Source organism: Paraburkholderia hiiakae (genome assembly GCF_904848665.1).
GTDB lineage: Bacteria > Pseudomonadota > Gammaproteobacteria > Burkholderiales > Burkholderiaceae > Paraburkholderia > Paraburkholderia hiiakae.
Genome location: NZ_CAJHCQ010000015.1, coordinates 167,268 through 180,145 on the forward strand (window position 1 = coordinate 167,268; position 12,878 = coordinate 180,145).

General features: G+C 65.2%; 4 protein-coding genes. 2 read left to right on the forward strand and 2 right to left on the reverse strand.

Features of this window, described 5'->3' with window-relative positions; translation table 11 throughout:
• The first annotated feature begins 300 nt into the window (after nucleotides 1–300).
• Both JMY28_RS26175 and JMY28_RS26180 read left to right on the forward strand, forming a co-directional pair.
• On the forward strand, nucleotides 301–9,870 hold the full coding sequence (locus JMY28_RS26175; protein WP_201698789.1) for a YDG domain-containing protein: 9,570 nt from the start codon (nucleotides 301–303) through the stop codon (nucleotides 9,868–9,870).
• Between the two features lie 62 nt (nucleotides 9,871–9,932).
• Nucleotides 9,933–11,633, forward strand: a complete 1,701-nt coding sequence (locus tag JMY28_RS26180) for a ShlB/FhaC/HecB family hemolysin secretion/activation protein (protein ID WP_201698790.1) — start codon at nucleotides 9,933–9,935, stop codon at nucleotides 11,631–11,633.
• 43 nt (nucleotides 11,634–11,676) lie between these two features.
• Here JMY28_RS26180 and JMY28_RS26185 read toward each other — a convergent pair whose 3' ends face one another.
• Together JMY28_RS26185 and JMY28_RS26190 are read right to left on the reverse strand one after the other, a co-directional pair.
• On the reverse strand, nucleotides 11,677–12,201 hold the full coding sequence (locus tag JMY28_RS26185; RefSeq protein WP_201698791.1) for a hypothetical protein: 525 nt from the start codon (nucleotides 12,199–12,201) through the stop codon (nucleotides 11,677–11,679).
• Nucleotides 12,202–12,316: 115 nt separating this feature from the next.
• A complete protein-coding gene (locus tag JMY28_RS26190) occupies nucleotides 12,317–12,877 on the reverse strand; it encodes a hypothetical protein (protein WP_201698792.1) in 561 nt (186 codons plus the stop codon).
• Nucleotide 12,878: the final 1 nt, after the last annotated feature.

Sequence of the window (12,878 nt, forward strand, 5' to 3'; positions counted from 1 at the left end):
AAAAATTACGGAGTCCGAGACTTGATTCGACATCGGCCTGCAATCCCGCGCCGCATCATCTCGCCTTGTCAGCGGCGATTGCCCCAAGGGGCAACGGAATTGCCCTTAATCCCTATGGCAGCGTTGCGTCGAATTACCAAAACTTACACAACGGGCTACTGGGATCGATGATTCGAACCCCGCAACCGGATCCGGACGAGCGAATCGCGCGGCATGTTGGCGTGCGGGTCGCCAGGTGTCCAGCCTGCACGCCGCCGCTGCGTTGTCTGGTCTGGTCCCACGCTGAGGATGGGCGATGCCATGAATCACATCTACCAGCTGTGCTGGAATCGGTCTCTCAGGCAATGGGTCGTCGTTTCGGAACTCGCGAGCCGGCGTGCGGGCAGAGGTCCTTGCCGAAGCGGCAAAGGCGTCAGGCGCCTTGTCGCGATCATTCTCTCCGGTGCGCCGTTTCTGTGGATGGGCCTGGCGTACGCAGCAGGCGGACCCAGCGGTGGCCAGATCGTTTCGGGCGCCGGCACGATCCAGCAGTCAGGCTCGACGACCACGATCCAGCAGAGCAGCCAGACGCTGCAACTGAACTGGCGCAGTTTCAATGTGGGTGCGGGCCAGACCGTCGATTTCGTTCAGCCTGGCAGCAGTTCGCTCGCGGTCAACCGCATTCTCGGCAGCACGCCGAGTGCCGTCCTTGGCAATCTCAACGCTAATGGACAGGTGTGGCTCATCAATCCCAACGGTGTGCTGTTCGGGCCGTCTGCGAGAGTGAACGTTGGCGGCATCGTCGCCTCCACGCTCGACGTCGACCCGAGCAGCCTCGGCAGCAATAGCCGCCGGTTCAGTGGGAGCGGGCAGGGTAGCATCGTCAATCAGGGTACGATTACTGCAGCCGACGGTGGATATGTCGCACTCCTTGGCAATCGCGTATCCAATCAGGGAGTCATCAGCGCGAGGCTCGGCACGATCGCGCTGGCGGGAGGAAGCGCGGCGACTCTCACGTTCGACGGCTCCCGGCTCGTCCACATCCAGGTCGATGCGAGCACACTCGACAATCTGGCCGAGAACAGGCAACTGCTGGTCGCCGACGGCGGACAGGTGATCATGACCGCGGGCGCGAAGGACGCGCTCCTCGCCAGCGCTGTGAACAACTCGGGCAAGGTGCGCGCGCAGACCGTGGAGGACCACGAGGGCAAGATCGTGCTGCTTGGCGGCATGACGGCGGGGCAGGTCAACGTAGGCGGCACGCTCGACGCGAGCGCGCCGAACGGCGGCGACGGCGGTTCGATAGAAACGTCGGCGGCGCATTTCAATGTCGCGCCCGACACGCACATCACGGCGGCGGCGCCGTTCGGGCGCGCCGGCACGTGGCTCGTCGATCCGACCGACCTGACCATCGACGCCAATGCGGCCAGCCAGATTTCGAGCACGCTGAACGGCGGCACGAACGTCGTCGAGCAGACAACGGCATCGGGCACGTCGGGAGCTGGCGTGCAGTCGCCAGGTGCGGGCGACATCAATGTCAACGCGGCCATCAGCTGGACCAACGCCTCCGCGAGCCTCACGCTCGAGGCGTTCAACGCGATCTTCGTGAACGCGCCCGTGACCGGCGCGGGTGCCGTGAACATGCAGGCGGGCACGGGCAACCTGACGATCGCCTCGGGCGCATCGGTGACGGGCGGCGCGGGCGTCATACTGTCGACGAAGGCGAATTTCGTGAACAACGCGGGCAGCGCGGCCGTGAGCACCGGCACCTCGGCGCCCTGGCTGATCTACTCGACCGACCCGCGGCTCGACACTGCGGGCGGTCTCGCGCCGTCGTACATCCAGTACAACGCGCCCTATGGCACGACGCCTGCGGCCTCCGGCAACGGCTTTCTCTACAGCCTCGCGCCCACGATTACGCTAACGGGCCTCACGGGCAGCGTGACCAAGGTCTACGACGGCACGACCACCGCGCACCTGACCAACGCGAATCTGCAGACGACGGGGCTCGTGAACGGCGATGCGGTTGCCAGCGCTACCGGCAGCTATGCCACGTCCAACGCGGGCACCAGCATCACCGTGAACTCGCCGACGACGTTTGCAGGCGTCGTCATCAATACGTCGACGGGCATTCCGGCGTACGGCTACCAGGCGAAAGGCACGGCGTCGGCCGATATCGGCACGATCACGCCCGCGCCGCTCACGGTCAGCATCGTCAACGACCCGACCAAGGTGTACGACGGCACGACTTCGGCGCCGCTCACGGCCAGCAACTACAGCTTCACGGGCTTCGTGGCCGGGCAGGGCGCGAGCGTGAACCAGGCCAGCTCCGTTTCGTATGCGGGCGCGGATGCCGGCACGGGCATTGCCGTGAACGCGAGCTTCACGTCGACCAATTTCGTGGCGAACAGCGGCACGAACCTCGCGAACTACACACTGCCGACTGCAGCGGCCGGAACCGGCACCATTACGCCCGCGCCGCTGCTGATCAGCGGGCTCATCGCGAGCAACAAGGTCTATGACGGCACGCGGGCCGCGACGCTCAACGTGAGTGGCGCGTCGCTCTTCGGTGTCATCAGCTCGGACAGCGGGCAGGTCACGCTCGAGACGAGCGGCGCAACGGGCGCGTTTGTCACGCCCAACGTAGGGAACAATATTTCCGTCGTGCCTTCGGGCTTCACGCTGACGGGCGCGAAGTCGGCCGACTATCAGATTTCGGTGCCGCTCTATCTTGCCGCCAACATCACGCCGAAGATCTTGACGATCACCGGCGTGACGGCGAACGACAAAGTGTACGACGCCACCACGACCGCCACGCTCAACCTGGGCGGCGCCACGATCACGGGCCTCGTGCCCTCGGACGCCGCCAATGTCTCGCTCTCCACGAGCGGGGCCAAGGGCACGTTCAGCCAGTCCAACGTGGGCACCGACCTGGCGGTCTCGGCGAGCGGCTTCACGCTGGGCGGATCGGCGGCCGGGAATTACTCGGTGACGGGCATCACGGGTCTGACTGCGAACATCACGCCCGCGCCGCTCACGATCACCTTCCTCGGCTCCCCGACCAAGGTCTACGACGGTTCGGCCAATGCCACGCTGACCCAGGCGAACTACACGATCGCCGGCTTCGTGGGCGGCCAGAGCGCGACTATCGGCCAGACTTCCGCGACCTACGTCACGCCCAACGCGGGCACCAACATCGCCATTAGCGCGGAGCTCAGGCCGTCGGACTTCGTGCCGGCGACCGGCACGTCGATGTCGAACTACACGTTCCCGTCTACGGTGACTTCCGCGACCGGCATCATCACGCCCGCGCCGGTCGTAGTCGACATCATCAACAATCCGACCAAGGTCTACGACGGCACCGCCACTGCCACGCTCGGCGCCGGCAACTACCAGGTGCTCGGCGCGATTCCCGGCGAGTCCATCGCCCTGAGTCCGTTTCCGACGACGGGCGCCTATGCAACGCCCAACGTCGGCTACCAGGGCGTGAGCACGACGCTCACGACGGGCAATTTCCAGGCCGGCCCGAACACGCTGCTGTCCAACTACGCATTGCCGGCCACGGCAACGGGCATGGGTACGATCGTGCAGCGGCCGATCAGCGGAGAGGTGACGGCGTCGATCACCAACAACCCGTCTAAAACCTACGATGGCAACACGGTCGCTACGATCCCCGCCAGCGATTTCACGTTCAGCGGGTTCGTGGGCACCGACAGCGCGACGGTGTCGCATACCATCACCGGGCAGTACGCGTCGAAGAACGCCGGACCGCAGGGGGTGACGGCGAACCTGGCCGAGTCCGACCTCGCGGCCGGACCGGGCACGAATCTGAATAACTACTCGTTCCCGATTACGGCGTATGGGGCGGGCACGATTCTTCCGGCCCAGCTAACCGTCACGATCATCGGCAACCCGACCAAGGTCTACAACGGCGACACGATCGCGCGCGTGAGCGGCAGCAACTTCCTGATCGGCGGCTTCGTGAGCGGCGAGGGCGCAAGCATCACACCCACCACGCAGTTCAATTACGCGCAGGCCAACGCGGGAACACGGACCGTGAGCGGGGCGCTCGTGCCGAGCAACTACACGGCCAACAGCGGCACGCTGCTCAGCAATTACCTGCTGCCCACCTCGGCGTCGGGCCTGGGAACCATCACTCCGGCACCGCTTTTCATCATCAATACTTTCGCGACCAGCAAGGTCTACGACACGACGACCGCTGATACGCTCGACGTGAGCAGCGCCGCGCTCTCGGGCGTGGTTCCATCCGACGCCGGCAATGTCACGCTCAACACCTCTACCGCCGGCACGTTCGCCCAGTCCAACGTGGGCAACAACATCGCGGTGACGGCCAGTGGCTTCAGCATTTCGGGCAGCGCGGCCGGCAACTACACGCTTCAACCTCTTGCCGGGCTTGCCGCGAACATCACGCCCGCGCCACTGATCGTGAACGGCGCCGTGGCGAACAACAAGGTGTACGACAGCACGACCGCCGCCACGATCAACAGCAGAAGCGCGACGCTCTCCGGCGTGCTCGGCAGCGATAACGTGACGCTCTCGTCGGGCAGCGCGGGCGGCCAGTTCGTCACGGCGAACGCGGGCACGAACCTGCAGGTCACCGCGAGCGGCTTCACCCTGAGCGGCGCGCAGGCGGGCAACTACACCGTCCAGCAACCGCAGAACCTGTTCGCCAACATCACACCGGCACCGATCGCGGTCACCATCACGGGCAACCCCATCAAGCAGTACGACGGCACGACCTCGGTGACGCTCGGCGCATCGGACTTCACCATTACGGGCTTTGTGGGGAGCCAGAGCGCCACGGTCACGCAGACCGCGGCCAGCGGCTATTTCTCGCCGAACGTGGGTACGCATGTCGGTATCAGCGCGACGCTCGAGCCGTCGGACTATACGGCGGCGCTGGGCACGAATCTGTCGAACTACAGCCTGCCGACCCAGGCCACGGGCACGCTCGGCGAGATTACGGCGAAGATCATCAATCTCACCGGCACGCGCGTGTACGACGCCACGACCAACGCCAACGCGAATCTGTTCTCGAGCGCGGGCGTGGTCGCTGGCGTCAACGGCGAGACGCTGACGCTCACCGGCAACGGCACGCTGACCAGCAAGAACGTGGGCAACCAGCTGCCGTTTTCGAACCTCGGCACGCTGACGCTGGGCAACGGCAGCGGCCTGGCGAGCAACTACTCGCTCGCGGGCGGCACCGACTGGGTAACGATCACGCCCGCCATGCTCACTGTGCTCAATACGACCGCGCTCGACAAGGTCTACGACGGCACGAGAACAGCGACCTTGCAAAATGCCCTGCTGAGCGGCGTGATCGGCAGCGACAACGTCGCGCTCGGCAACGACGCGACGGGCCAGTTCGACACCAAAAACGTGGGCACGAACAAGCCCGTTTCCACCCAGATGACGATTTCGGGCACGGACGCGAGCAACTACACGCTGATCCAGCCGACCGGCATTTTCGCCAGCATCACGCCGTTGGGCGTAACGATTGCGGCCACCGGCATCAACAAGCAGTACGACGGCACGACGACGGCGCAGGTCAATCTGGGCAGCGCCGCCGTGGTGGCGGGCGACCAGGTGACGTTTACCGATCAGGCGGCCAACTTTTCCCAGTCGGACGTGGGCAACAACCTCGCGGTGCACGTGACCGGCATTTCGGCGAGCGGCGCCGACGCGGCCAACTACACGTTCGCCAACACCACGGCGGACACCACGGCCAACATCACGCCGCGCGTGTTGAGTCTGCAGGGCACACGCATCTACGACACCACGGCCAACGCCGCCGCGACTCTGTTCGGCACGAACGGCGTGCTGCAAGGGCAGAACGGCGAGACGCTGACACTCAGCGGAACCGGGCAGCTGGTCGACAAGAACGTGGGCAACCAGAAGCCATTCGCGACGAACGGCCTGAGCGGCTATACGCTGACCGCCGATGGCACGGCGAAGGCGAGCAACTATACGCTCGTGGGCGGCAACGACTGGGTCACGGTAACGCCCGCTACGCTGAACGTCCTCAACACGGTCGCCCAGAACAAGGTGTACGACGGCAATGCGATTGCGCAGTTGTTGGGCGCCACGCTCAGCGGCGTGCTGGGTTCGGATACCGTCGCGCTTGGCAACGATACGCAGGGCCAGTTCAACGACAAGAACGTCGGCACAGGCAAGCCCGTGACCACGAGCATGACGATCTCGGGCACCGATGCGGGCAACTACGTGCTGGTGCAGCCCAGTGGCCTCACGGCCAACATCACGCCGCTTGGCGTGACGGTGCAAGCCACTGCCAGCAACAAGGTCTACGACGGTACGACCACGGCCACCGTGCAGCTCAGCAGCCCTGGCGTCGTGTCGGGCGACCAGGTGGTGTTCAGTGATCAATCCGCCGATTTCGACACGAAGAACGTTGGCACGGGCAAGCTGGTGACGGTTCTGGGCATCAACGAATCCGGCGCCGACATAGGCAATTACACGTTCACGAATACGACCGCGACGACCACGGCCAATATCACGCCGTATGTCCTGAGCCTCACCGGCACGCGCGTGTATGACTCCACGACCAACGCCGCCGCGAGCCTGTTCGGCAGCAATGGAACGCTGACGGGAGTGGCCGGCGAAACGCTCACGCTCACTGGCACCGGTACGCTCGCGAGCAAGAACGTGAACGCGCAGCAGGCGTTCGCCGCGAACGGCCTTGCGGGCTTCACGCTCACCGGCAACGGCGCCGCGCTGGCCAGCAACTACACGTTCGCTGGCGGCACGGACTGGGTCAACATCACGCCGGCGACGCTCGCCGTCAACGGCACCTCGGTGAACACAAAGGTCTACGACGCCACCACGAACGCCACGCTGAGCGGCGCGACGCTCGCCGGCGTGTTCGCGGGAGACAACGTGGCGCTCGGCAACGACACCACGGGCACGTTCGCGGACAAGAACGTGGGCACCAGCAAGCCCGTAACGGCCGCGACGATGACCATCAGCGGCACCGACGCCGGCAATTATGTGCTGACGCAGCCCACTGGCTTGACGGGCGATATCACGGCGCGCCCCATCGTCGTGAGCGCAACCGCGCAAAACAAGACCTACGACGGCACGACCGCCGCCACGGCGGCGATCGGCAGCAACGGCGTGCTGTCGGGCGACACCGTGAATTTTGGCTTCGGCGGTGCGAACTTCGCCACGCCGAACGCGGGCAACGGCATTGTCGTCACGGTGAACGGCATCACCGCGAGCGGCGCGGACGCGACCAACTACTCGTACAACGCCGTCGCGTTGACGGCGGCGAACATCCTGCCCGTCGTGCTGAACCTCACGGGCTCGCGCACATACGACGGCACCACGGGTGCCGCTGCCAGCCTGTTCGGCAGCAACGGCACGCTGACGGGCGTGAACGGCGAGACGCTCACGCTCTCCGGCACAGGCACGCTCTCCACGAAGAACGCGGGCTCGCAGGTGCCGTTCGCGGCCAACGGCCTCGCGGGCTTCACGCTTACGGGCAACGGCGCTGCGCTGGCCGGCAACTACACGTTCACGGGCGGCACCGACTGGGTGACCATCAATCCGCTTGCCGTCACGGTCGGCGCGACGGCGCAAAGCCGGTACTACAACGGCACGACCGCTGCCACGGCGACGATCACGCCCACGGGCGTGCTGGCGGGCGATACCGTGAATTTTGGCTTCAGTACTGCGAACTTCTCCACGCCGAATGCGGGCAACGGCATTCCGGTCACGATAAGCGGCATCACGGCGAGCGGCGCGGACGCGGGCAACTACACGTACAACGCCACCGCGACGGCCGCCGCCGACATCTTCCCGTATATCCTGACCCTGCAGAGCACGCGCGTGTATGACGGCACCACCGGCGCTGCCGCCAGCCTGTTCGGCAATAACGGTGTGCTAACGGGCGTGAACGGCGAAACGCTCACGCTCTCCGGCACCGGTACGCTCGCGAGCAAGAACGTGAATGTGCAGCAGCCGTTCGCGGCTAACGGCGTCACGAGCTTCACGCTCACCGGCAACAACGGCGCGCTGGGGAGCAACTACACGCTCGGTAGCGGCGTTGGCGACTGGGTCAACATCACGCCGAAACCGGTGACGATCGCGGCCGTGGGCGAAAACAAGGTCTACGACGGCACCACGACCGCACAGCTCAGCAGCTTCACCGTGAATGGCCTCGTGGCGGGCGACAACGCTTCGGTGGGCTACAACTCGGCGGATTTCGCCACGGCTAACGTGGGCACAGCGATTCCCATCACGGTGGGTCTCTACGGCAACGGCACGGACATCAGCAACTATACGTTCGGCAGCAAGGTCGTCACGACGAGCGCGGACATCACCCCGCGCGCGCTCACGATCACGGCCAGCGCGCAGAACAAGACGTACGACGCCACCACCACGGCGGTGCTCAACGGGTTGGCCGTGAGCGGCCTCGTGGCCGGCGACACGGCCACCTTCGCGGCTGGCAGTGCGAACTTCGCCACGCCGAACGCGGGCAACGGCATCGCGGTCAACGTGGCGGGCATCACGGGAACGGGCAGCGATCTCAGCAATTACACCTACAACACTTCGGCTTTGACGACGGCGGACATTCTTCCGTTTGTGCTGAACCTCACCGGCAGCCGCGTCTACGACGGCACGAACCAGGCCAGCGCCAGCCTCTTCGGCAATGGTGGGCAACTCACGGGTGTGGCCGGCCAGACGCTCTCGCTATCAGGCACGGGCACGCTTTCGAGCCGCAACGCCGGACAGCAGCAGCCGTTTGCAGCGGGCGGCCTTTCCGGCTACACGCTCAGCGCCAACGGCTCAGCGCTTGCGGGCAATTACACGCTGGCTGGCGGTGTGGACTGGGTCACCATCACGCCGCTCGCCGTCACCGTGACCGCGACGGGTACGAGCAAGAGCTACGACGGCACGCGCACCGCCTCGGTTGGCCTCGCGAGTAACGGGATTCTTGGCGGCGACAATGTGAGCTTCAGCGCGCAGTCGTCGAACTTCGTCACGCCGAATGCCGGCAGCGGCATTCCCATTCTCGTGACGGGCATTGCGGGCGGCGGCGCGGACGCCGGCAACTACACGTTCAATACGGTGGCAACCACGTCGGCCAACATCACGCCTGTCGTGCTCGATCTCACGGGCAGCCGCGTGTACGACGCGAGCACCGGCGCGTCGGCGAGCCTGTTCGGCGCGAATGGTGTCGTTCAGGGCGTGAATGGCGAGACGCTCACGCTTGCCGGTAGCGGAACGCTCTCCACGAAGAGCGTCGGCAACCAGATCGCCTTCGCGCCTGGCGGACTCGGCGGCTACACGCTGACCGGCAACGGCGCGGCGCTCGCCGGCAACTACACACTGGCGGGCGGCGTGGACTGGGTGACGGTCACGCCCGCGCCCCTCATCGTGGTGGGCACGCACACGAGCAACCGGACCTATGACGGCACGGCGTTCGACGCGCTCTCGGGCGCGACGCTTTCCGGCGTGCTCGGACACGACAACGTGACGCTCGGTAACGACGCCGTGGGCTATTTCAACAATCCGGCCGTGGGCTTCAACAAGCCGGTCGGCACGACGATGACCGCCAGCGGCGCCGACTCGGGCAATTACGTGCTAGTGCAGCCAACCGGCCTCACCGCCGACATCATTGCGCCGCTTGCCCCGGTGCCTACGGGCACGCTCACGAGCGTCCAGGCGCCGCTCGCAGCGGACGATGTGACGACGCCATACGGCACCGCTTCCGACAGCGCGCAGGGTAGCTACGCGGGCAATCAGAAGCAGGAAGACCATCCCAATGAGCGCAATCTGGCGCGCGCGGACTTCCATCCGGGAATCGCGCTCACCGTGCTCAACGGCGGGGTCCGGCTGCCATCGAATTGAGGCCTCCGGGTGGAGGATAAGAACAACGCGCGCGCGCAAGCGCCCCACGGCATCTTCATACCATGATCGAGATCCGCTCGAAGCGCCTGTGCAGAACACGAAGCAGTCTTGCCGCCGCGCTCGGAGCGACGGTTCTTGCCGCGCACGGGCAAGTGCGCGTGCCGACGCCGCCCAATAGCGGCCAGTTGCTCCAGCAGGCGCCGCAGCCTTCGTTGCAGCCGCCGCCCTCGAACCTCGACCTCACGATCCAGCAGCCGAAGGGCGCGCCGGCGGACAACACGAAGACGTTCCCGGTGCGTCAGATCGAGATCACCGGCAACACGGAACTGCCCACCGACATGCTGCACGCCGTAGTGGCGCCGAGCGAGGGCAAGAACCTCACGTTGAGCGACCTGAACGCGCTCGCCGACCAGATCAGCGACGTGTATCACGAGCACGGCTACCCGCTCGCCACCGCCTACGTGCCCGCGCAGACGATCGAGAACGGCGTCGTGCGGATCGACGTGGCCGAAGCGCGCTACGGCGCCGTCTCGCTGAACAACCAGAGCCAGGTATCGGACCGCGTGTTGAACAATACGCTTGCGGCGTTGCAGTCGGGACAGCCGGTCAGCGAATTCGAACTCGAACGCACGCTACTGCTCATGCAGGACATTCCGGGCGCGCAGGTGAGCTCGACGCTTCGGCCTGGGCAGCAGGTGGGCACGTCCGATCTGCTCGTCGACGTGACGCCCCAGCAGCGCGTGACCGGCGATGCTGGCGTGGACAACTTCGGCGACCCCTATAGCGGGCGCGTGCGCGGCAGCGGCAGCCTGAACATCAACGGCCCGTTCAACCAGGGCGACCTGCTCGACTTTAGTGCGCTGACGACAGGCCCAGGCATGACCTACGGCCGCATGGACTACCGCTACCTGCTCAACGGCCAGGGCACGACGCTCGGGGCCACGGTGTCGGGACTCAACTACCATCTGCGCAACGATCTCTCCGATCTGGAAGCGCACGGGTCGGCATTCGTTGGGGGCGTGGTGCTGGCGCAGCCGCTGATCCGCAATACGCGGGGCAATCTCTACGGGCAGATCGAATATGATTTCCGCAGGCTGAACGACAACATCGATATCATCGGACTCCAGAACGATCGCCACACGAACAGCGTGACCAGCACGCTCGCGGGCGACCAGCTCGATTCGACGGGCGTGACCAATGCACGCCTCGCGTTGACCTACGGCGTGCTCGCGGCAAACAATTTGCAGACCGACATCATCGACCAGCTCGGCGCGGACACAGCGGGCCATTACGTCAAGCTCGCGCTCTCGCTGTCGCGACTGCAGCAGTTCACGCGCAGCGATGCGCTGTACTTCGGCTTCTCCGGGCAGACGTCGAGCAAGAACCTCGACACCTCCGAGCAGTTCTACCTGGGCGGACCCGATAGCGTGCGCGGCTACGACGTTGGCGTGCTGTCCGGCTCCCGGGGCTATCTGGCCACCGTCGAATACCGGCACGACGCCGCGTTCCAGAACATACCGGGAATCTGGGAGTTTTCCATCTTCGTCGATACGGGGTGGGTGCAGCAGTACAAGAACCCGTTCGTTCCCGGACCCAACACCGGCCAGTTGAGCAGCGCCGGCTTTGGTGTGCAATGGAACGGCCCCTACAAGCTTCTGCTGAGCGCCAGTTTGGCTTTCCCGTTTGGCCGCACGCCGGAAATACTCAGCGCGAACGCCAACACATCCGTGCACTGCTGGGTGCAATTGCGCAAGGCATTCTAGGCGCAGGGGAGGGAAGCGCGCCGCGCGAAACGGCGCGTCCTCGCTATGAATGGGCCGAGGCGCTGGAGGTGGGCAGCGGGCCGAGGAACATTGTTTTGAGCCGATTCTTGCCGAGCGCCCGGGCCAGCTCCGCGATCACGCAGTAGTTGAAGATCAGCGTCACAAGCAGTATCTGGACGGCCCAGAAACGCGGCCAGCTGATATGGATGAGCATTTCGTGGTTTGCGGCAGCGAAACTGCCGGCTTCTTTCCAGAAGTCATAGAGCCGCTCAAGATAATGAATGACGAGCGCGACGAGCGCGTACATCAGCGTCTTCCACGCCACGTTCCAGATGAGTGGTTTGTCGGGAAAGCGGTTGATGAAGGGCAGCATGTCCGCGAGCAGCACCGACTTGCCGAGTATGAGCGACGAGATGAGCACCGACGCAGAGGTTGGCAACGAAAGGCCAGTCTCCTTGACCATCAGCGAACGGATCAGCGCGACGATATGGAGAATGACGAAGAAGAAGATAGTTGGCGGCAAAACCTTCTTGAATTCTTCCTTTACCTTTGCCATCAGCGAGCTCATGGTGTCCTCCAGTTTTCGGCGATATTCGCGAGGGCACCGCCCGCAGGCGGATGTCCCCGGGGCGGTGCAAAAATCCCGCGTGTACGCGTTACGCTGATGGAAACGGCAACGCGAGTCAATACGGCGCGTTGACCACGACGTACTGCGCCCCCTGCGGCTGGTACCAGGTGCCGCCGCATTGCTGGTACACCATGCCGCCATAGTTCACCGGCACGCAGTTGGAAGGCACCGAACGGACCATGGAGCCGACCACAGCCGAGGTCACGCCCACGGCGGCGGTGACGGCGGCAGCCGTGGCGACCGGGTGGTAGTCGTCGTCCCAGCCGCCGTGATGGTAATCGTTGTGCACGTCCACATTGACGTTGCGATTCACGTTGACATTGCGATTCGCGTTGACGTTATTCACGCTCGTGTTGCGGACGTTGCGCGTGCGCGCGTCGGCGTTCACGTTGTTGACGGGCGGGCGATTGGCGCGTGCACCGCCGCCACCGTCCGGGTGCGCGCCACCGCCGCCCGGGTGTACGCCGCCGCCCGGGTGCCCGCCACCACCGCCCGGGTGCACGCCGCCACCGCCGCCCCTAAAGGCGTCTGCGGAAGGCGACACTGTGAAGGCAATGCAGGCAGCGAGCACGACAGGAAGGAGTCGGACGGGATTTCGCATGAGTGTGGTCTTCATG

What these genes read in the sequence shown, in the direction of transcription:
- JMY28_RS26175 (WP_201698789.1), top strand. Translation starts at nt 301, where the DNA reads ATGAATCACATCTACCAGCTGTGCTGGAATCGGTCTCTCAGGCAATGG.
- JMY28_RS26180 (WP_201698790.1), top strand. Translation starts at nt 9,933, where the DNA reads ATGATCGAGATCCGCTCGAAGCGCCTGTGCAGAACACGAAGCAGTCTT.
- JMY28_RS26185 (WP_201698791.1), bottom strand. Translation starts at nt 12,201, where the DNA reads ATGAGCTCGCTGATGGCAAAGGTAAAGGAAGAATTCAAGAAGGTTTTG.
- JMY28_RS26190 (WP_201698792.1), bottom strand. Translation starts at nt 12,877, where the DNA reads ATGAAGACCACACTCATGCGAAATCCCGTCCGACTCCTTCCTGTCGTG.